The organism is Streptomyces sp. NBC_01214, from assembly GCF_026340975.1.
Lineage (GTDB): Bacteria > Actinomycetota > Actinomycetes > Streptomycetales > Streptomycetaceae > Streptomyces.
In genome coordinates, this window is record NZ_JAPEOS010000001.1 from 2,449,799 (window position 1) to 2,470,802 (window position 21,004).

19 protein-coding genes are annotated in these 21,004 nt (G+C 70.4%); 10 read left to right on the forward strand and 9 right to left on the reverse strand.

Annotated elements, in window-relative coordinates; genetic code table 11:
- The first annotated feature begins 96 nt into the window (after positions 1-96).
- The 5 genes from pgk to pgi all read left to right on the forward strand — a co-directional run bounded on the left by pgk (position 97) and on the right by pgi (position 4,777).
- Complete coding sequence (pgk, locus tag OG594_RS11735; RefSeq protein WP_266597929.1) at positions 97-1,311, forward strand: phosphoglycerate kinase; 1,215 nt, start codon at positions 97-99, stop codon at positions 1,309-1,311.
- 6 nt (positions 1,312-1,317) lie between these two features.
- Positions 1,318-2,094, forward strand: coding sequence for a triose-phosphate isomerase (gene tpiA / locus OG594_RS11740; protein WP_266597931.1), 777 nt, complete (start codon positions 1,318-1,320; stop codon positions 2,092-2,094).
- A gap of 130 nt (positions 2,095-2,224) precedes the next feature.
- Positions 2,225-2,455, forward strand: a complete 231-nt coding sequence (gene secG, locus OG594_RS11745; RefSeq protein ID WP_030720398.1) for a preprotein translocase subunit SecG — start codon at positions 2,225-2,227, stop codon at positions 2,453-2,455.
- Between the two features lie 181 nt (positions 2,456-2,636).
- Positions 2,637-2,972 (forward strand): RNA polymerase-binding protein RbpA, encoded by a 336-nt coding sequence (locus OG594_RS11750; protein ID WP_010352468.1) that lies wholly within the window; start codon positions 2,637-2,639, stop codon positions 2,970-2,972.
- Positions 2,973-3,121: 149 nt separating this feature from the next.
- Positions 3,122-4,777 (forward strand): glucose-6-phosphate isomerase, encoded by a 1,656-nt coding sequence (pgi, locus tag OG594_RS11755; RefSeq protein ID WP_266602828.1) that lies wholly within the window; start codon positions 3,122-3,124, stop codon positions 4,775-4,777.
- A gap of 70 nt (positions 4,778-4,847) precedes the next feature.
- On the opposite strand, the gene pgl is transcribed toward pgi, so the two are convergent.
- The 5 genes from pgl to tkt form a co-directional block, all read right to left on the reverse strand.
- Entirely contained in the window at positions 4,848-5,630 is a 783-nt protein-coding gene (pgl, locus tag OG594_RS11760) for a 6-phosphogluconolactonase (protein WP_266597933.1), read from the reverse strand.
- Positions 5,631-5,781: 151 nt separating this feature from the next.
- On the reverse strand, positions 5,782-6,819 hold the full coding sequence (gene opcA / locus OG594_RS11765) for a glucose-6-phosphate dehydrogenase assembly protein OpcA (protein WP_266597935.1): 1,038 nt from the start codon (positions 6,817-6,819) through the stop codon (positions 5,782-5,784).
- Positions 6,816-8,336, reverse strand: coding sequence for a glucose-6-phosphate dehydrogenase (zwf, locus tag OG594_RS11770; protein ID WP_266602830.1), 1,521 nt, complete (start codon positions 8,334-8,336; stop codon positions 6,816-6,818). The genes opcA and zwf overlap by 4 nt, the downstream gene beginning before the upstream one ends.
- 10 nt (positions 8,337-8,346) lie before the next feature.
- Positions 8,347-9,465: a transaldolase gene (gene tal, locus OG594_RS11775; RefSeq protein WP_266597937.1), complete on the reverse strand. Its 1,119-nt coding sequence runs from the start codon at positions 9,463-9,465 to the stop codon at positions 8,347-8,349.
- A gap of 35 nt (positions 9,466-9,500) precedes the next feature.
- A complete protein-coding gene (tkt, locus tag OG594_RS11780; RefSeq protein ID WP_266597939.1) occupies positions 9,501-11,588 on the reverse strand; it encodes a transketolase in 2,088 nt (695 codons plus the stop codon).
- A gap of 331 nt (positions 11,589-11,919) precedes the next feature.
- Between tkt and OG594_RS11785 the strand changes: the two genes are divergently transcribed.
- The 3 genes from OG594_RS11785 to OG594_RS11795 all read left to right on the forward strand — a co-directional run bounded on the left by OG594_RS11785 (position 11,920) and on the right by OG594_RS11795 (position 14,463).
- Positions 11,920-12,861 (forward strand): heme o synthase, encoded by a 942-nt coding sequence (locus OG594_RS11785; RefSeq protein WP_266597941.1) that lies wholly within the window; start codon positions 11,920-11,922, stop codon positions 12,859-12,861.
- A 24-nt stretch (positions 12,862-12,885) separates the two neighbouring features.
- Positions 12,886-13,245, forward strand: coding sequence for a hypothetical protein (locus tag OG594_RS11790; protein WP_266597943.1), 360 nt, complete (start codon positions 12,886-12,888; stop codon positions 13,243-13,245).
- A 126-nt stretch (positions 13,246-13,371) separates the two neighbouring features.
- A complete protein-coding gene (locus OG594_RS11795) occupies positions 13,372-14,463 on the forward strand; it encodes an amidohydrolase (protein ID WP_266597945.1) in 1,092 nt (363 codons plus the stop codon).
- On the opposite strand, the gene OG594_RS11800 is transcribed toward OG594_RS11795, so the two are convergent.
- From OG594_RS11800 to OG594_RS11815, 4 genes are all read right to left on the reverse strand, one after another.
- Positions 14,460-15,449, reverse strand: coding sequence for a heme A synthase (locus OG594_RS11800; protein WP_266597947.1), 990 nt, complete (start codon positions 15,447-15,449; stop codon positions 14,460-14,462). The genes OG594_RS11795 and OG594_RS11800 overlap by 4 nt on opposite strands.
- 4 nt (positions 15,450-15,453) lie before the next feature.
- Complete coding sequence (locus OG594_RS11805) at positions 15,454-16,587, reverse strand: hypothetical protein (RefSeq protein WP_266597949.1); 1,134 nt, start codon at positions 16,585-16,587, stop codon at positions 15,454-15,456.
- Positions 16,588-16,654: 67 nt separating this feature from the next.
- Positions 16,655-17,437, reverse strand: coding sequence for an ABC transporter permease (locus tag OG594_RS11810; RefSeq protein WP_266597951.1), 783 nt, complete (start codon positions 17,435-17,437; stop codon positions 16,655-16,657).
- Positions 17,434-18,360 (reverse strand): ABC transporter ATP-binding protein, encoded by a 927-nt coding sequence (locus OG594_RS11815; RefSeq protein ID WP_266597953.1) that lies wholly within the window; start codon positions 18,358-18,360, stop codon positions 17,434-17,436. The genes OG594_RS11810 and OG594_RS11815 overlap by 4 nt, the downstream gene beginning before the upstream one ends.
- Positions 18,361-18,773: 413 nt before the next feature.
- Here OG594_RS11815 and OG594_RS11820 point away from each other — a divergent pair, with 413 nt between their 5' ends.
- On the forward strand, positions 18,774-19,535 hold the full coding sequence (locus tag OG594_RS11820) for a metalloregulator ArsR/SmtB family transcription factor (protein ID WP_266597955.1): 762 nt from the start codon (positions 18,774-18,776) through the stop codon (positions 19,533-19,535).
- On the forward strand, positions 19,532-20,947 hold the full coding sequence (sufB, locus tag OG594_RS11825) for a Fe-S cluster assembly protein SufB (protein ID WP_030009133.1): 1,416 nt from the start codon (positions 19,532-19,534) through the stop codon (positions 20,945-20,947). Before OG594_RS11820 ends, sufB begins: the two co-directional genes overlap by 4 nt.
- Positions 20,948-21,004: the final 57 nt, after the last annotated feature.

Sequence of the window (21,004 nt, forward strand, 5' to 3'; positions counted from 1 at the left end):
GGTCCGAGCAGCGCGACGATGCGCCGCACGGGCCCTGTTGCTTGCCTCGTTATCCTTCCTCGCCCTTCGAGTGAAGGCTCAAAGGAGTAGAAATACATGAAGACGATCGATGAACTGCTCGCCGAAGGCGTCAAGGGCAAGCGGGTCTTCGTCCGCGCGGACCTGAACGTCCCGCTGGCCGAGGGCACCATCACCGACGACGGCCGCATCCGCGCCGTCCAGCCCACGATCGCGAAGCTCGCCGAAGCCGGCGCCCGCGTCATCGTGGCCTCGCACCTGGGTCGCCCCAAGGGCGCCGGCGTCGAGCCGGCGTTCTCGCTGGCCCCGGCCGCCACGCGCCTCGGCGAACTGCTCGGTGCGGACGTGGCGTTCGCGACCGACACCGTCGGCGCCTCCGCCAAGGAGACCGTCGCGGCCCTGGCCGACGGCCAGGTCGCCGTGATCGAGAACCTGCGCTTCAACGCCGGTGAGACCTCCAAGGACGACGCCGAGCGCGGCGCCTTCGCGGACCAGCTCGCGGAGCTCGCCGACCTCTACGTGGGCGACGGCTTCGGCGCCGTGCACCGGGGGCACGCCTCGGTCCTCGACCTCCCGGCCCGCCTCCCGCACGGGGCCGGCTACCTCATCGCCACCGAGGTCGGCGTCCTGAAGAAGCTGACCGCCGAGGTCGAGCGCCCGTACGTGGTGGTCCTCGGCGGTGCCAAGGTCTCCGACAAGCTCGCCGTCATCGACGAGCTGCTCGGCAAGGCCGACCGCATCCTCATCGGCGGCGGCATGGCCTACACCTTCCTCTACGCCAAGGGCTACGAGGTCGGCATCTCCCTGCTCCAGAAGGACCAGGTGGAGAAGGTCAAGGAGTACATGGAGCGCGCCGAGAAGACCGGCGTCGAGCTGGTCCTCCCGGTCGACGTGCTGGTCTCCTCGGAGTTCCCGGACCTCAAGGGCAAGACCCCGGCCACGTTCGAGACCGTCGACGCGGACAAGATCCCCGCCGACAAGGAGGGCCTGGACATCGGCCCCAAGACGCGCGAGCTGTACGCGTCGAAGATCGCCGATGCCAAGACCGTCTTCTGGAACGGTCCGGTGGGCGTCTTCGAGCACCCCGACTACGCCGGGGGCACCACGGCCATCGCCCAGGCCCTGCTCGACAGCAGCGCCTTCACCGTCGTCGGCGGTGGCGACAGCGCCGCCGCGGTCCGCATCCTGGGCTTCGACGAGAATGCATTCGGCCACATCTCGACCGGTGGCGGCGCCTCCCTCGAATACCTCGAGGGCAAGACGCTCCCCGGCCTCGCCGCCCTGGAGGGCTGAACCCGTATGACCACGCGCACCCCGCTCATGGCGGGCAACTGGAAGATGAACCTCAACCACCTCGAGGCCATCGCCCACGTCCAGAAGCTCGCCTTCGCCCTCACCGACAAGGACTACGACGCCGTCGAGGTCGCGGTCCTGCCGCCCTTCGTCGACCTGCGCTCGGTCCAGACCCTGGTCGACGGCGACAAGCTGAAGATCAAGTACGGCGCGCAGGACATCTCCGCGCACGACTCCGGTGCCTATACCGGTGAGATCTCCGGCCCTATGCTGTCGAAGCTGAAGTGCACGTTCGTGGCCGTCGGCCACAGCGAGCGCCGCCAGTACCACGGCGAGACCGACGAGATCTGCAACGCCAAGGTCAAGGCCGCCTTCCGGCACGGGATCACCCCGATCCTGTGCGTCGGAGAGGGCCTGGACGTCCGTCAGGCCGGCCGGCAGGTCCCCTACACGCTGAGTCAGCTCGACGGCGGCCTGGAAGGCGTCCCGGCCGACCAGGTCGAGTCCATCGTGATCGCCTACGAACCCGTCTGGGCCATCGGGACCGGCGAGGTCGCCACCCCCGACGACGCCCAGGAGGTCTGCGGGGCGATCCGCGGCCGCCTCGCCGAGCTGTACTCGCAGGAGCTGGCCGACAAGGTCCGCATCCAGTACGGCGGCTCCGTGAAGTCCGGGAACATCGGGGCGATCATGGCCCAGCCCGACGTCGACGGCGCCCTGATCGGCGGCGCGGCACTGGACGCGGAGGAGTTCGTCAAGATCGTCCGCTTCCGCGACCAGTGAGTATGCGGTAGGGCGGATCCGTCGTACCCTTGCGGGGGCCAGAGGCTGATGCATCAGCCCCTGGCCCCCGTGCACATCTCGCAATGCCGGAAAGCCCGAAAAAGCCAGAAAGTAGGAATCAGCCGTGATTATGGGGTTCTCGATCGCCCTGATCGTCTTCAGCGCCCTGCTGATGCTGCTCGTGCTGATGCACAAGGGCAAGGGCGGCGGCCTCTCCGACATGTTCGGCGGCGGCATGCAGTCGTCGGTCGGCGGTTCCTCCGTCGCGGAGCGCAACCTGGACCGCATCACCGTGGTCGTCGGTCTGCTGTGGTTCGCGTGCATCGTCGCGCTCGGTCTGCTGACGAAGTCGAGCACCTGACCGTTCTGGCCATTCCGGCAGTCCGGTCGGCACCGTCCGGCCTATCATGAGGGCCGGCGTCCATCGCGTGGAATCAGTAACTCCGCTCACTGGACGTGCGTTGGGCCTTACGTAGACTTGGGCGCTCCGCGGCGGAATTCCACTCACCTTCCGCGGCACCATCACGCAGGGAGTTACGACCGTGGCAAGTGGCAACGCGATCCGTGGTAGCCGGGTCGGAGCGGGGCCGATGGGTGAGGCGGAGCGCGGCGAGTCCGCGCCCCGTCTGCGCATCTCCTTCTGGTGCTCGAACGGGCACGAGACGCAGCCGAGCTTCGCCAGCGATGCGCAGGTGCCGGATACCTGGGACTGCCCGCGCTGCGGGTTCCCGGCCGGCCAGGACCGGGACAACCCGCCCGCGCCGCCGCGCACCGAGCCGTACAAGACGCACCTGGCGTACGTACGGGAACGGCGCTCGGACGCCGACGGCGAGGCGATCCTCGCCGAAGCGCTCGCCAAGCTCCGCGGCGAGATCTGAGACGGCTCGAAGCATGTGACACGAGGCCCGGTGACACAGGAACTTCTCCTGCGTCACCGGGCCTCTTTGTGTGCGTTCTGCTGCTTGTGATCCCTTAGGTTGGAGCCGGCGGGGCACGACAGGACGGAAGAAGTGGGTTGATGTCCGAGATGAACGCAGGCAGCCGTACGAAGCTCAACCGGACGCCCGAGTGGCTGGCACTCGGCAAGCACCGGGAGGAGTTCGGGCAGACGCATCTGCGGGAACTGTTCGAGGAGAATCCCGGCCGCGGCGCCGGCTACACCCTGCAGGTCGGGGACCTGCACATCGACTACTCGAAGCACCTCGTCACCGACGAGACGCTCGCACTGCTGCGCGATCTGGCCGAGGCCACGGGCGTGGCCGAGCTGCGCGAGGCGATGTTCCGCGGCGAGAAGATCAACACGACCGAGGACCGGGCGGTGCTGCACACCGCCCTGCGCGCACCGGCGGACACCGTCGTCGAGGTCGACGGCGAGGACGTCGTCCCGGGCGTGCACGCCGTCCTCGACAAGATGGCGGACTTCGCCGACCGGATCAGGTCGGGAGCGTGGACCGGCTTCACGGGCCAGCGCATCAAGAACGTCGTCAACATCGGCATCGGCGGCTCCGACCTCGGTCCGGCCATGGCCTACGAGGCCCTGCGCGCCTTCACCGACCGCGATCTGACGGTGCGCTTCGTTTCCAACGTAGACGGCGCGGACCTGCACGAGGCCGTGCGGGACCTGGACCCGGCCGAGACGCTGTTCATCATCGCCTCCAAGACCTTCACCACCATCGAGACCATCACCAACGCCACCTCGGCGCGCGGTTGGCTGCTCGCCGGACTGGGCGGGGACCAGGCCGCCGTGGCCCGGCACTTCGTGGCGCTGTCCACCAACGCCGAGAAGGTCACCGACTTCGGCATCGATCCGGCCAACATGTTCGGGTTCTGGGACTGGGTCGGCGGACGCTACTCCTTCGACTCCGCCATCGGCCTCTCGCTGATGATCGCGATCGGCCCGGCCGCCTTCCGTGAGATGCTCGGCGGCTTCCACGCCATGGACGAGCACTTCCGCACGGCGCCCGCGCACGAGAACGCGCCGCTGCTGATGGGCCTGTTGGGGATCTGGTACGGCGCCTTCTTCGACGCCCAGTCGCACGCGGTGCTCCCGTACAGCCACTACCTCTCGCGGTTCACGGCGTACTTGCAGCAGCTCGACATGGAGTCCAACGGCAAGTCCGTGGACCGCGACGGCAATCCCGTGGAGTGGCAGACGGGCCCGGTGGTCTGGGGCACGCCCGGCACCAACGGGCAGCACGCCTACTACCAGCTGATCCACCAGGGGACGAAGGTGATCCCCGCGGACTTCATCGGCTTCGCCCGGCCAGTGGCGGAGCTGGAGGCGGCCCCGGCGGCCCAGCACGACCTGCTGATGGCGAACTTCTTCGCGCAGACCCAGGCGCTGGCCTTCGGCAAGACGGCGGACGAGGTGCGGGCGGAAGGCGCCCCGGAGTCGCTCGTCCCGCACAAGACCTTCCACGGGAACCACCCGACGACCACCATCCTGGCGGGCGAGCTCTCCCCGGCGGTGCTGGGCCAGTTGATCGCGCTCTACGAGCACAAGGTGTTCGTCCAGGGCGCGGTGTGGAACATCGACTCCTTCGACCAGTGGGGCGTCGAACTCGGCAAGGTGCTCGCCAAGCGGGTCGAGCCCGCGCTGACCGAGGGCGCCGACGTGCCGGGGCTGGACGCCTCGACGAAGGCGCTGGTGGCCACGTACCGGAAGCTGCGCGGCCGTAGCTGACGCCGGGAAACGGCGAGGGGCCCGCTCCCCCTCGGGGGAGCGGGCCCCTCGCCGTTCGGGCCGGCCCCGGTCAGGAAGAGGCCGGGGGGTACATCCCGGTCGGGAGCTTGGCCGCGGCCGCGCGGTCCAAGAGCCACAGGGTGCGGGAGCGGCCGTACGCCGCCGCGGCCGGGGCCTGGACCTCGCCCGCGCCGCCGAGGGCCAGGGAGACCGCCCCGGCCTTGTCCTCGCCCGCGGCCAGCAGCCAGACCTCACGGGCAGCCCGGATCGCCGGGAGCGTGAGCGAGATCCGGGTGGGCGGGGGCTTCGGGGCTCCGTGCACGCCGACCACGGTGCGCTCGGTCTCGCGGGCCGCCGGGTGCTCCGGGAACAGCGAGGCCACGTGCGTGTCCGGGCCCACGCCCAGCATCAGCACGTCGAACCGGGGGACCGGACCGTGGTCCTCCGGGCCGGCCGCCTTCGCCAGCTCGGCGGCATAGGCGGCCGCCGCGGAGTCCACGTCGCCGCCGTACGGGCCGTCCGAGGCGGGCATCACGTGCACGCGGGCGGGGTCCACCGGGACCGAGTCCAGGAGGGCCTCGCGAGCCTGGGTGTGGTTGCGCTCGGGGTCGTCGGCGGGGACGTACCGCTCGTCGCCCCACCACAGGTCCAGCCGGGACCAGTCGATCGCGTCCCGCGCCGGGGCGGCGGCCAGCGCCGCGAGCAGGCCGTTGCCGTTGCGTCCGCCGGTGAGGACGACGGACGCGGTGCCGCGGGCCGTCTGCGCGTCCACGATCTTCGTGATGAGCCGGGCCGCGGTGGCCTGGGCCATCAGTTCCTTGTCCCGGTGGACGACGACCTGGGGAGTCGTCATACCCATGTGCTGCCGCCTTGTCGGTAGATCGGGGGTGCGGGTGCCGCTGCGCGGCCCCGGTCCTCAAACGCCGGACGGGCTGAAATACAGCCCGCCGGCGTTTGAGGCGCGGGGTCCGGGGCGGAGCCCCAGGAGCGGACCCGCGGGGGTATTACTTGGCCGAGGCCTTCTTCGACGGCTTGGCGGCCGGCTTCGAGGGCTCGGCCTTGGCCGGAGCCGCGGCCTCGACCTTGGCCGGAGCCTCGGCCTCCGGCTCCGGGACCGACGCCTCCAGCCTCGCCACGCCGAACTTCAGCGAGGCCTCGTACGTGTTGTCCGGATCCAGCCTGCGCAGCTCCTCCGCCAGGAGCTCGGCCGTGTCGCGGCGCTTGAGTGCCACCGCACGGTCGGGCTGCCCCGGCATGCACAGGGTGGCCAGCGCACCGTCCGCCCGGTCCAGGACGATGTCGCCGTCCTTGGTGGACAGGCGTACGGCCGTCAGGCCCGGGCCCGACGACAGCGTGCGCTTGACGGGGACCTGGAGCCGGTCCGCCAGCCACATGGCCAGCAGTTCGCAGCTCGGGTTCTCGTCCTCGCCCTCGACGGTCGCCGAAACGACCGACAGGGCCTGCTGGTCCAGTGCGGCCGCCAGCATGGAGCGCCACGGGGTGATCCGGGTCCACGACAGGTCCGTGTCCCCGGGGGCGTACGCCCCCGCACGGCCGCTGAGCGCCCTGATCGGGTCCTCGCAGGAGTACGTGTCCGTGATCCGGCGCTGTCCCAGCGCACCCAGCGGATCGCCCGCCAGGTCCGTGGGGGCACCGTCCGGCCACCAGACGACCACCGGGGCGTCCGGCAGGAGCAGCGGGAGAACCACCGACTGGGCGTGGTCGACCAGGTCGCCGTGAAGGCGGAGCACAACCGTTTCACCGCTGCCGGAGTCCGCCCCGACGCGGACTTCCGCGTCGAGCCGGGCATCGCGGCGGCTGCGTGGCGAGCGGCTGGCCCGCTTGATGACGACGACGATCCGCGAGGGGTGTTCGTGGGACGCGTCGTTCGCCGACTTGAGCGCGTCGTACGCGTTCTCCTCGTCGGTCACGATCACCAGCGTGAGGACCATGCCGATGGCCGGCGTGCCGATGTCCCGGCGTGCCTGCACCATCGCGGCATTGATCTTGCTGGAGTTGGTCTCCGTGAGGTCGATCTTCATGGCCGGCGCCAGCTCCGTCCGTCTCGTGCGAGCATCTCGTCCGCCTCGACCGGCCCCCAGGTGCCCGACGGGTACTGCGCGGGCTTGCCGTGCTTGTCCCAGTACTCCTCGATCGGGTCGAGGATGTTCCAGGACAGTTCGACTTCCTGGTGACGCGGGAAGAGGTTCGCGTCGCCGAGGAGCACGTCGAGGATGAGTCGCTCGTACGCCTCGGGGCTCGACTCCGTGAAGGACTCGCCGTAGGCGAAGTCCATCGTGACGTCCCGGACCTCCATGGAGGTGCCCGGAACCTTGGAGCCGAAGCGGACCGTCACGCCCTCGTCCGGCTGGACCCGGATGACCAGGGCGTTCTGCCCGAGTTCCTCGGTCGCGCCCGACTCGAACGGCAGGTACGGGGCCCGCTTGAAGACGACCGCGATCTCGGTCACCCGGCGGCCCAGGCGCTTGCCCGTCCGCAGGTAGAACGGGACGCCCGCCCAGCGGCGGTTGTTGATCTCCAGGCGGATGGCCGCGTAGGTGTCGGTCTTCGACTTGGGGTCGATGCCGTCCTCTTCGAGGTACCCGACGACCTTCTCGCCGCCCTGCCAGGCAGCCGCGTACTGGCCGCGCACCGTGTGCTTGCCCAGGTCCTCCGGCAGCTGCACCGCGGTGAGCACCTTGAGCTTCTCGGCCACCAGCGCCTTGGGGTGGAAGGAGCCGGGCTCCTCCATCGCGGTCAGCGCGAGCAGCTGGAGCAGGTGGTTCTGGATGACGTCACGGGCGGCGCCGATGCCGTCGTAGTACCCGGCCCTGCCGCCGATGCCGATGTCCTCGGCCATGGTGATCTGCACGTGGTCGACGTACGACCGGTTCCAGATCGGCTCGAACATCGTGTTGGCGAAGCGGAGCGCCAGGATGTTCTGGACGGTCTCCTTGCCGAGGTAGTGGTCGATCCGGAAGACCTCGTCCCGCGGGAAGACCTCGTGGACGACCTTGTTGAGTTCCTCGGCGCTCTGCAGGTCGTGTCCGAAGGGCTTCTCGATGACGGCACGCCGCCAGGAGCCCTCCTTCTGCGCCAGCCCGTGGTCCTTGAGCTGCTGGACCACCTTGGGGAAGAACTTCGGCGGGACGGACAGGTAGAAGGCGAAGTTGCCGCCCGTGCCCTGCGCCTTGTCCAGCTCCTCTATGGTCGCCTTCAGCGTCTCGAAGGCGGCGTCGTCGTCGAAGTCGCCCGGGACGAAACGGCAGCCCTGCACGAGCTGCTGCCACACTTCCTCGCGGAAGGGCGTCCGGGAGTGCTCCTTGACGGCGTCGTGGACCACCTGGGCGAAGTCCTCGTCCTGCCACTCGCGGCGGGCGAACCCGATCAGCGAGAAGCCCGGCGGAAGCAGGCCTCTGTTGGCCAAGTCGTAGACGGCAGGCATCAGCTTCTTGCGCGACAGGTCACCCGTAACGCCGAAAATGACCAGGCCGGACGGCCCCGCGATGCGCGGGAGCCGCCGGTCCTGTGCGTCACGAAGCGGGTTCGCTCCGTTCACAGACAAGGGTTCAGGCCTCCGTGGGGGCGAGGCGCTCAAGCTCCGCCTCGGTCGACTTCAGCAGGTCGTTCCAGGACGCCTCGAACTTCTCGACGCCCTCGTCCTCGAGCAGCTGCACCACATCGTCGTACGAGATGCCCAGCTTCGCGACCGCGTCGAGCTCGGCGCGCGCCTGCTCGTAGGTGCCGCGCACGGTGTCGCCCGTGATCTGCCCGTGGTCGGCGGTGGCCTCCAGGGTGGCCTCCGGCATGGTGTTCACCGTGTTCGGGGCGACCAGGTCGTCCACGTACAGGGTGTCCTTGTACGCCGGGTCCTTGACGCCCGTCGAGGCCCACAGCGCACGCTGCTTGTTGGCGCCGAGACGCTCCAGGGCGGCCCAACGGTCACTGGCGAACACCTGCTCGTAGGCCTCGTAGGCCAGACGGGCGTTGGCGAGCGCCGCCTTGCCCTTGAGGGCCTTCGCCTCGTCGGTGCCGACCGCGTCCAGGCGCTTGTCGATCTCCGAGTCCACGCGGGACACGAAGAAGGAGGCGACCGAGTGGATCAGGGAGAGATCCAGGCCGGCGGCCTTGGCCTTCTCCAGACCCGACAGGTACGCGTCCATGACCTCGCGGTAGCGCTCCAGCGAGAAGATCAGCGTGACGTTGACGCTGATGCCCTTGCCGATGACCTCGGTGATCGCCGGCAGGCCGGCCTTGGTCGCCGGGATCTTGATGAGCGTGTTCGGGCGGTCCACCAGCCAGGCGAGCTGCTTGGCCTCGGCGATGGTCGCCGGGGTGTTGTGCGCCAGGCGCGGGTCGACCTCGATCGACACGCGGCCGTCCTGGCCGTCGGTGCGGTCGTAGACCGGGCGCAGGATGTCGGCGGCGTCCCTGACGTCCGCCGTCGTGATCATGCGCAGGGCCTCTTCCACGGTGACCTTGCGGGTCGCGAGGTCGGTGAGCTGCTGCTCGTAGCCCTCGCCGCCGCTGATGGCCTTCTGGAAGATCGCCGGGTTGGTGGTGACACCGACCACGTGCGACTGGTCGATGAGCTCGGCCAGGTTGCCGGACGTGATGCGCTTGCGGGACAGGTCGTCCAGCCAGATCGCGACGCCTTCGTCGGAGAGGCGCTTGAGTGCGTCTGTCATGGGATTACATCTCCTACTTGGGTTGCGTACCGGCGTCAGCGCGCGGCGGCGGCGAGGGATTCGTGGGCGGCGGCCGCCACGTTCTCGGCCGTGAAGCCGAACTCGCGGAAGAGCACCTTCGCGTCGGCCGAGGCACCGAAGTGCTCCAGCGAGACGATCCGACCGGCGTCACCGACGTAGCGGTGCCAGGTCAGGCCGATGCCCGCCTCGACCGCGACGCGGGCCTTCACCGACGGCGGCAGGACGCTGTCCTTGTACTCCTGGCCCTGCTCCTCGAACCACTCGACGGACGGCATCGAGACGACCCGGGTGGGGACGCCCTGCGCCTGGAGCTGCTCACGGGCCTCGACGGCCAGGTGCACCTCGGAGCCGGTACCGATGAGGAGGACCTGCGCCGGGCCGCCCTCGGCCTCGAACAGGACGTACCCGCCCTTGGCGGCGCCCTCGTTGCGCTCGTACGTCGGCACGCCCTGGCGGGTCAGCGCGAGGCCGTGCGGGGCACCCTTGCCGAAGACCTTGGTGTGGCGGCGCAGGATCTCGCGCCAGGCGATGGCGGTCTCGTTGGCGTCGGCCGGGCGGACGACGTTCAGGCCCGGGATGGCGCGCAGCGAGGCGAGGTGCTCGACCGGCTGGTGGGTCGGGCCGTCCTCGCCCAGACCGATGGAGTCGTGCGTCCACACGTACGTCACCGGCAGGTGCATCAGCGCGGAGAGGCGGACGGCGTTGCGCATGTAGTCGGAGAACACCAGGAAGGTGCCGCCGTAGATGCGGGTGTGGCCGTGCAGCGCGATGCCGTTCATGGACGCGGCCATGGCGTGCTCGCGGATGCCGAAGTGGATGGTGCGGCCGTACGGGTCGGCCTCCGGCAGCGGGTTGCCCACCGGCAGGAACGAGGAGTCCTTGTCGATGGTGGTGTTGTTGGAGCCGGCCAGGTCGGCCGAGCCGCCCCACAGCTCCGGGATGACCGCGCCGAGCGCGCCGAGGACCTTGCCGGAGGCGGCGCGGGTGGCGACGCCCTTGCCGGCCTCGAAGACGGGGAGCTCGTCCTCCCAGCCCGCGGGCAGCTCGTTGGCGTTGATGCGGTCGAACTCGGCGGCGCGCTCCGGGTTGGCGGTGCGCCAGGCGGAGAACTCCTTCTCCCACTCGGCCTTGGCCTCGCGGCCGCGGTCGAGGGCCTTGCGGGTGTGGGCGATGACCTCGTCGGAGACCTCGAAGGTCTGCTCCGGGTCGAAGCCGAGGACGCGCTTGGTGGCCGCGACCTCGTCGTCGCCGAGCGCCGAGCCGTGGGCGGCCTCGGTGTTCTGGGCGTGCGGGGCGGGCCAGGCGATGATCGAGCGGGCCGCGATGAAGGACGGGCGGCCGGTCTCGGCCTTGGCGGCCTGGAGCGCGGCGAACAGGGCCTTCGGGTCGAGGTCGCCGTTCTCCTGCTGCTCGACGCGCTGGACGTGCCAGCCGTACGCCTCGTAGCGCCCCAGGGTGTCCTCGGAGACGGCCGTCTCCGTGTCGCCCTCGATGGAGATGTGGTTGTCGTCCCACAGCAGGACGAGGTTGCCGAGCTTCTGGTGGCCGGCCAGCGCGGACGCCTCGTGGGAGATGCCCTCCTGGAGGCAGCCGTCGCCCGCGATCGCGTAGACCATGTGGTCGAACGGGGAGGCGCCCTGGGCGGCCTCCGGGTCGAACAGGCCGCGCTCGTAGCGGGCGGCCATGGCCATGCCCACCGCGTTGGCGATGCCCTGGCCGAGGGGGCCGGTGGTGGTCTCCACGCCGGCCGTGTGGCCGTACTCCGGGTGACCGGGGGTCTTCGAGCCCCAGGTGCGGAACGCCTTCAGGTCGTCCAGCTCCAGCCCGAACCCGCCCAGGTACAACTGGGTGTAGAGGGTCAGGGACGAGTGCCCCGCGGAGAGCACGAAACGGTCGCGGCCCACCCACTCGGGGTCCGCCGGGTCGTGCCGCATCACCTTCTGGAAGAGGGTGTACGCGGCGGGGGCCAGGCTCATCGCCGTACCGGGGTGGCCGTTTCCGACCTTCTGGACCGCGTCAGCGGCCAGGATGCGGGCGGTGTCGACGGCCCGCTGGTCCAGTTCGGTCCACTCGAGCTCTGTGGTGGTCGGCTTGGTGCTCACCGTGGGTCAGGGCTCCTCTCCACATGTTTGTATCCCGGTGACGAACGGTGCACCGGCGATTCCGAGCCTACCCCTGCAACGGCGTGCAGCTATTCGAGTGCAGGCGGTCCGTCACCGCGCCGCCGCTTCCGGTTCACCCGCGCACCGGCGTCCGGCGGGGCCCGTCCCCCGTATGTATGCACGGTCCGATCGGCTCAACACGAGGCGACCCCGGCGCGGGGCGACGTAAGTGCAACGTCTACAGTGGCGTGGTACGCGCAAGCCTTAACCGGGCCTTCATGTCGTGAATGGTCCGAGTCGGAGCTTGCTGGATTCTCTCTCAGGGGTGTGCGTGACGGCCGTCGAATCCCGTCCAGCGGGGGTGCTCGGGACGAGCCCCGGTCACCGGCCGCTCGGGACCCGCGTCATGGCTTTCGTGGCATTGACCAAGCCGCGGATCATCGAACTTCTGCTGATCACCACAGTGCCGGTGATGTTCCTGGCCGAGCAGGGCGTTCCGTCGCTGCAGCTGGTTCTGGTGACCTGCTTCGGCGGCTACTTGTCCGCGGGCGGCGCCAACGCGCTGAACATGTACATCGACCGCGACATCGACGCACTGATGGACCGGACCTCGCAGCGCCCGCTGGTGACCGGCATGGTCAGCCCGCGGGAGTGCCTGGCCTTCGGCCTCACCCTCGCGGTCGTCTCCACGCTCTTCTTCGGCCTGCTCGTCAACTGGCTGTCGGCGGCGCTGTCGCTCGGTGCGCTCCTCTTCTACGTCGTGGTCTACACGATGCTGCTGAAGCGGCGCACCGCCCAGAACATCGTCTGGGGCGGCATCGCGGGCTGCATGCCGGTGCTCATCGGTTGGTCCGCCGTCAAGGACGAGGTCTCCTGGGCCGCGGTCATCCTCTTCCTCGTCATCTTCTTCTGGACGCCGCCGCACTACTGGCCGTTGTCGATGAAGGTCAAGGACGACTACGCGCGGGCCGGCGTGCCGATGCTCCCGGTGGTCGCGGGCAACCGGGCCGTGGCGCGCCAGATCGTCCTCTACAGCTGGGTGATGGTGGCGGTCTCGCTGCTGCTGACCCCGCTGGGCTACACCGGCTGGTTCTACACCTCGGTCGCGCTGGTCTCGGGCGGCTGGTGGCTGTGGGAGGCGCACGCGCTCCACGCGCGGGCCAAGGCGGGCGTCATGGGCGCGAAGCTCAAGGAGATGCGCCTGTTCCACTGGTCCATCACCTACGTGTCGCTGCTGTTCGTGGCGGTGGCCGTGGATCCCTTCCTCCGTTGATTACTCGCCGGTAGCATGGCTTCCATGGGAGACACCGCAGACACGGCGGCCGCCGCAGGCGCCGCGGACAAGAAGCAGGACCGTAAGGCCGCGAAGCTGGCCAAGCAGATCGGCGCGTTCGCCAAGCAGCACGGCGGCGCCGAGGGCCAGCTCGCCCACATCGGCCAGGCCGGCACCCGGATCGTGCTCGTGGGTACGGACGGCGGCTGGGGCGACCTGGTCGCCCCCACCTTCGAGGTGGCCCGGCTGGCCGCGGAGCAGGCCGGGCTGACCCTCCACGACGAGTTCGACGGAGAGTTCGCCGCGCGCGTGCGCACGGGTCCGTACGAGTGGACGCGGATGGCCGGCCTCCAGATCGGCGGACCCGAGAACCCGGCGGCCTGAGCCGGGAGAACGGCCGGGGGACCGGGGAGTGCCGTCTCGGTCAACAGCCCGAGCAACACCTCACACCCCGCTCACCCGTTAGGACGTGTGGAAGCCCCTTCCTCACGTCCGCAACGGGATGACCGGATGATCGAAACGCCGCCCCTGGTGGACCAGTACTGCCACGGAGCACTCCGTACCGAGCTGGGCCTGGGCACCTTCGAGGCCCAGCTGATGCGCTCGGCCGGCCCGCCCGCCGCGGGCACCACCTTCTTCGACACGCAGACCGGCTTCGCGGTGCGCCGATGGTGCCCGCCGCTGCTGGGACTGGAGCCGCACGCCACCCCCGCCCGCTATCTGGCGCGGCGGCGCGAGCTGGGCGTGGCCGAGACCACCCGGCGGCTGCTGAGCGGATCCGGCGTCGCCGCCTACCTGGTCGACACCGGCGTGCCCGGAGACCTCACCGGGCCCAAGGAACTGGCGCTCGCCGGCGACGCCGAAGCCTTCGAGTCGGTCCGGCTGGAGTTCCTGGCCGAGCAGGTCGCCGACACCTCCGGGACCGTGGGCGCCTTCCTCGCCAATCTCGCCGAGGCCGTCCACCACGCCGCCCGCGGGGCCGTGGCCTTCACCTGCGCCACCGCCTTCACCCGCGGGGACGCCCCGGCCGTCGAACCCGACCCGCCCGGTCCCGGCGCGGTGCGCGGGGCGGCCGGGCGGTGGCTGGCCCGGCGGCCGCGGGGCGGCGCCGTACGGGACCCCGTGCTCCTGGCCCACCTGTTGTGGAGCGCCGTGGCGTCGGGGCGGCCGCTCCAGCTGCACGCGGACGAGGCCGACCCCGCCGCACTGACCGGGTTCGTACGGGCCACCGCGGGCCTCGGGACGCGCCTGGTGCTGCTCGGCGGATACCCGCACCACCGCTGCACCGCGCAGCTCGCGGCGGCCTTCCCGCACGTCTACGTCGATACGGGCGCGGCCCTCGGACGGACCGGGGTGCGGGCCGCGGCCGTCCTGGCGGAGCTGCTGGAGACCGCGCCGTTCGGCAAGGTGCTGTTCTCCAGTGCCGGCCGGCAGCTGCCCGAACTGCACGCGGTGGGCGCCCTGGTGTTCCGCGAGGCGCTGGGCCGCGTGCTGGGCGGCTGGGCCGCGGAGGGTTCCTGGTCCTGGCGGGACGCGGAACGGGTGGCCGCCCTGGTCGCGGCGGGCAACGCCCGCCGCGTCTACCGCTTGGAGAGCCGTTAGGCGGCGGAGAGCTGCGGGTCGCTCGGGACGGGGACCTCCGCCTGCTCGACGGGCCGCTCGCGCAGGCTCAGCGCGACCCGGACCACGGCGATCCACACCAGGCAGGAGCCGAGCATGTGGGCGCCGACCAGGACCTCGGGGACCTGGGTGGCGTACTGCACGTAGCCGATCGCGCCCTGGGCGAGCAGCACGATCAACAGGTCGCGGGCGCGGGCCCGGGTGTCGGCGGGAGCGTCGACGACGCGCAGGACCAGCCACATCGCGATGCCGAGCGCGCACACCAGCCAGGCGGCGGCGGCGTGCACGTGGACGGTGGTGTCCCAATCGAACGGCATGCGCTCGATCTCGCTGCTGTCACCGGCGTGCGGACCGGCGCCGGTCACGACGGTGCCCGCCGCGATCAGGACGAGGGTGGTCGCGAGCAACGCCCACGACAGCTTGCGCACCGGGCCGGGCACGCGCGGCCGGGGGGCACCGTCGCCCTCGCGGGTGCGCTGCCAGGTGGCCGTCGTCACGGCGATCAGCGCGGTGGCGAGGAGGAAGTGTCCGGCCACGCTGTACGGGTTGAGTCCGGTGCGGACGGTGATTCCGCCGAGCACGGCGTTCGACATCACGATCGCGAACTGGACCCAGCCGAGCTTCGTCAGGGAGTGCCGCCAGGGCTTGGCCGAGCGGGCGGCGATGATGCCCCAGCCGACGGCCGCGCTGAGCACGTAGGTCAGCATCCGGTTGCCGAATTCGATGGCGCCGTGGAAGCCCTGCGCCTGCGTCACGATCAGGCTGTCGTCGGTGCACTTGGGCCAGGTGTCGCAGCCGAGGCCTGATCCGGTCAGCCGTACCGCGCCGCCGGTGACGACGATGGCCACGCTCATCACGAGCGCGGCGAGTGCGGCCCGCTGGACGATCCGGGGTGACGGGGTCCAGCGGCTGGCGATAAGGGCGAGGGGGTTCAACACGCCCCATATCGTAGGCGACCACTTGTGCAAAGTTTCACGAGGGGGTGGGCAGGGGTGCGTCCGGTCCGACGGTCAGCCGGTACTTCGCCCCCGCGGGGTCGCCCTCCTCCTGCCACCACAGGAGGAGGCGCCAATGGGCGCCGGCGCCCGGGTGGTCCGCCGAGGCGACGAACCCCCGCACTAATTCGTCCGCTACATCCTTCGACGTCCTGTTCCTTACTTCTGTGGTGCTATGCCAGGGATGTTCGAGTACGTTCCACAGGCCGTCAGGCCCCCGCACCTCGAAGCGCCACACCGCGAGCCAGGGGGTGACCTCCAGCATCGTGCGCACCTGCTCGGCGTCGAGGCCCAGCCCGGACGCGATCCCCGGCTCCGCCACCCCCTGGATGCGGGCGGCCACCACGGCCCGGGGCAGCAGCCGCTCGGGCAGCAACCCCTGCGTGCGCAGGCTGACCAGCGAGCCGAAGGTCAGGAAGCGCAGTCGCAGGTCCAGCTGGCGGCCGATGTGGTCGAGGGCCTCCTCGGCCTCCCCGGACTCCTCCGCGGCCGGGTCCGCGAGCAGCAGCTGCCGGAAGTCGGACTCGGCGGCCACGGCCCAGGCCGCGGCCTCCTCGGCGAACCCCAGCTCGGCGAGGCGGTCCCCGAGGAACACCTTGGCCTGGGCCAGGCCCAGCCGGTTGACCGGATCCCGCTGGTCCAGGCCCGCCCACACCTCCACCGCGGTCCGGGTCAGATCGCGGGCGCGCTCACCGGCCGCCCGCTCCATGGCGCTCGGCCCCTCGCCGGCGGCCGGGCCCAGCGGGTGCTTCGGCAGCCGGGCGCCGTCGCTGAGCGGCCAGGACAGCCAGACCCCGTGGTTGATCAGCCCGCGGGCGTACCAGCGGGCGAATTCGGGGGAGTGCCCGGCCGCGCGCTCGGAGCTGCGCAGCCCCTCCTCGATCGTGGCGAGGGCGCCGGCGCGGTCCCCCGCCGCGAACCGCGCGGCGGCCCGGTCGGCGAGGCGCAGCCCGAGCAGTGCGGTGCACCGCGGGTCGTCCGTGAACGGGCGCAGGGCGCCGATCAGCTCGTCGAGGAGCCGCTCGCGTTCCCCGGGCTCCGCGTGCTCCGCCCCCGACCGCACCCGTGCCCATTGATCGTCCAGCCGTAGAACGGCGTCCCGCTGCACCATGTCCGCCCCCCGGCTTCATGTGTGAGGGGCCCATCCTCGCGGCATCGCCGTCGCGAGGGGAAGGATTTCATTCCCAGCGGAAGAGTCGCGCCGCGGCGCCCAGACCGAGTACGGCCCAGCCCGCCAGTACGGCCGCGTCGCCCCACGGGAGCGAAGCCCCGTGCTGGAGCACCTCGCGCAGCCCGTCGGACAGGGCCGAGATGGGCAGCAGCTCCAGTACCGACCGCACGGCGTCCGGGAACTTCTCCAGCGGCACGATCACCCCGCCGCCGACCAGCAGCAGCAGGAAGACCAGGTTGGCGGCGGCCAGGGTCATCTCGGCCTTGAGGGTGCCCGCCATCAGGAGCCCGAGACCGGAGAAGGCGGCGGTGCCCAGCAGGATCAGCGCGGCCACCGACAGCGGGTCGCCCTGCGGGGACCAGCCCAGTGCGAGGGCGATCACCGTCAGCAGGGCGATCTGCAGTACCTCGGTGACCAGCACCGACAGGGTCTTGGCGGCCATCAGGGCCCAGCGCGGCAGCGGGGAGGCGCCGAGCCGCTTGAGGACCCCGTAGCGGCGGTCGAAGCCGGTGGCGATGGCCTGGCCGGTGAAGGCGGTGGACATCACGGCGAGCGCCAGGATCCCGGGCGCGAGGAAGTCCACCGACTTCTCGCCGCCGCCCTCTTGGACGGGCACGCTGACGATGTCGACCGCCGAGAAGAGGGTCAGCAGCAGCGCCGGGATGATCACGGTCAGCAGCAGCTGTTCCCCGTTGCGCAGCAGCATCCGGGTCTCCAGCGCCGTCTGCGCGAGGATCATGCGGGACACGGGCGCGGCCCCCGGGCGGGGGGTGAACGTACCGGCGCTCATGCGCGCAGCTCCTTGCCTGTCAGTTCGAGGAAGACGTCCTCGAGGGTGTGCCGCTCGACCGTGAGGCTGCTCGGCATCACACCGTGCTGCGCGCACCAGGAGGCGACGGTGGCCAGCAGCTGCGGGTGGACGTCGCCGGTGACCCGGTAGACGCCCGGGGTGAGCTCGGCGGCCTCGGTGCCGTCGGGCAGCGCCTTCAGGAGCGAGGCGAGGTCGAGGGAGGGGCGGCCGGTGAAGCGCAGGGTGTTCTCGGCGCCACCGCGGCACAGCTGCTCGGGGCTGCCGTGGACGATGACCTTGCCCGCGTCCACGATGGCGACCTCGTCGGCGAGCTGCTCGGCCTCGTCCATGTGGTGGGTGGTGAGGACGACGGTGACCCCGTCGGTGCGCAGCTCCCGTACGAGGTCCCAGGTCGCGCGGCGGGCCTGCGGATCCAGGCCGGCGGTGGGTTCGTCGAGGAAGACCAGCTCGGGGCGGCCCACCACGGCCATGGCCAGGGCCAGGCGCTGCTGCTGGCCGCCGGAGAGCCGGCGGTAGGGGGTGCGGCCGCAACCGCCGAGTCCGAGGCGTTCCACCAGGGTGGCGACGTCGAGCGGGTCGACGTAGAGCTTGGCCATGTGGCGGAGCATCTCGACGGCGCGGGCTCCGGAGTAGACGCCTCCGGACTGCAGCATCACGCCGATCCGCGGGCGCAGGGCCTCGGCCCGGGCGACCGGGTCGAGGCCGAGGACGCGGACGGTGCCGGCGTCCGGGCGGAGGTAGCCCTCGCAGGTCTCCACCGTGGTCGTCTTGCCCGCGCCGTTGGGACCGAGGACCGCGGTGACGGAGCCGCTGCGGACGGTGAGGTCCAGGCCGTCCACCGCGGTCTTCGTGCCGTACCGCTTCACCAGTCCGCGGATCTCCACGGCGGGGTCGTTGCTCATGAGGGGTGAGTCTACGGAGCCCGGGAAGGGGCCGTGGGTCCCGGGGTCAGGGCCCTTTCGACTCCCCCTCGCCTCCTCCTTCGCCTCCTCCTCCGGCTCCGGTTCGTCTCCGGGGATTCGAACGCCGCGTCGCGAATACGGTTCTTTTCAGTCGGTCGGCCCTGGAAGCGTCGGCATGTTTCAGTGATCTTTTCCGGAAGTAGGCTTTCCCGGTGCCGGGGAACCATCGCGGGCGCATATGTGCTGGTGGGAGCGGGGTGCGGGCTCACCGGAGGTATCCGGGAGGGCGTCGGAATGTCTCCATCCGAATAACTCTCCGTCGACAAATTAGGTAACCCTTAGTGATGGAGGCCACCAGGGGTGGCGTCCATCACGGCTTGTCGCCGCTCGGTTATTTACGCAACAATGGCGTTGTGAAATACGGCGAACGGCAGATCGACACCCCCCAGGGGGAGCTCGGCACCGGGGAGCGGTCAACCCGCAACCGGGTGGCGCGCTCGATCCTGGACCACGGTCCGTCCACCGTCGCCGACCTCGCCCAGCGCCTCGGCCTCACCCAGGCCGCCGTCCGCCGCCACCTCGACACGCTCGTCACCGACGACGTGGTCGAACCCCGTGAGCAGCGTGTGTACGGTGCGCGCACCCGGGGTCGGCCCGCCAAGGTCTTCGCGCTCACCGACTGCGGCCGCGACGCCTTCGACCAGTCCTACGACACGCTCGCCGCGGACGCCCTGCGCTGGATCGCGCAGTCGGTCGGCGGCGGCGAGCAGGGCGAGGTGGCCGTCGCCGCCTTCGCCAGGGCGCGGATGGAAGCGCAGGCGCGGGCCTACAAGGAGGCCGTCGAGGCCGCCGCCCCGCAGGAGCGCACGGAGGCCCTTGCCAGGGCGTTGACCGTGGACGGGTACGCTGCTACGGCGAAGAGCGCTCCCGGTCCGCACAGCGGTGAACAGCTCTGCCAGCACCACTGCCCGGTCGCGCACGTCGCCGAGCAGTTCCCGCAGCTCTGCGAGGCGGAGACCGAGGTCTTCTCCCGTCTGCTGGGGACCCATGTGCAGCGCCTCGCCACGATCGCCCACGGCGACGGGGTGTGCACGACGTTCATTCCGCGTGGCGCGAGCACCACACAGACCGACACATCAGTATCTGCAAGTACGGCCGGGAGGAACCCCGCATGACCACGGAGATCGCTCACCCTGAGCTCGATGGCCTGGGCACTTACGAATACGGCTGGGCCGACTCCGACGCGGCCGGTGCCGCTGCCAAGCGGGGTCTGTCCGAAGAGGTCGTCCGCGACATCTCGGCGAAGAAGTCCGAGCCGGAGTGGATGCTCAAGCTTCGCCTCAAGGGCCTGAAGCTGTTCGACAAGAAGCCCATGCCGAACTGGGGTTCCGACCTCTCGGGCATCGACTTCGACAACATCAAGTACTTCGTGCGTTCCACCGAGAAGCAGGCCGCTTCGTGGGAGGACCTGCCCGAGGACATCAAGAACACGTACGACAAGCTCGGCATCCCGGAGGCGGAGAAGCAGCGCCTCGTCGCCGGTGTCGCGGCCCAGTACGAGTCCGAGGTCGTCTACCACCAGATCCGTGAGGACCTGGAGGAGCAGGGCGTCATCTTCCTCGACACGGACACCGCGCTCAAGGAGCACCCGGAGCTCTTCCAGGAGTACTTCGGCACGGTCATCCCGGTCGGCGACAACAAGTTCGCGTCGCTGAACACCGCGGTGTGGTCCGGCGGCTCCTTCATCTACGTCCCCAAGGGCGTGAAGGTCGACATCCCGCTCCAGGCCTACTTCCGCATCAACACGGAGAACATGGGCCAGTTCGAGCGGACGCTGATCATCGTCGACGAGGACGCCTACGTCCACTACGTCGAGGGCTGCACCGCCCCGATCTACTCCTCGGACTCGCTGCACAGCGCCGTGGTCGAGATCATCGTCAAGAAGGGCGGCCGCTGCCGCTACACGACGATCCAGAACTGGTCGAACAACGTCTACAACCTGGTCACCAAGCGCGCCGTGGCGTACGAGGGCGCGACCATGGAGTGGATCGACGGCAACATCGGTTCCAAGGTCACCATGAAGTACCCGGCCGTCTACCTGATGGGCGAGCACGCCAAGGGCGAGACCCTGTCCATCGCCTTCGCGGGCGAGGGCCAGCACCAGGACGCCGGCTCCAAGATGGTCCACATGGCGCCGAACACCTCCTCGAACATCGTCTCCAAGTCGGTGGCCCGGGGCGGCGGCCGCACCTCCTACCGAGGCCTGGTCGAGATCGGCGAGGGTGCCCACGGCTCGAAGTCCAACGTGCTGTGCGACGCGCTCCTGGTCGACACCATCTCCCGCTCGGACACGTACCCGTACGTGGACGTCCGCGAGGACGACGTCTCCATGGGCCACGAGGCCACGGTCTCCAAGGTCTCCGACGACCAGCTCTTCTACCTGATGAGCCGCGGCATGACGGAGTTCGAGGCGATGGCCATGATCGTGCGCGGCTTCGTCGAGCCCATCGCGCGCGAGTTGCCCATGGAGTACGCCCTGGAGCTGAACCGGCTGATCGAGCTGCAGATGGAGGGATCGGTCGGCTGACCGCCGGCCGCGCGGCGTCCCCCGCCGCACATCCATCGACGTAGGCAGTGTTCTTCA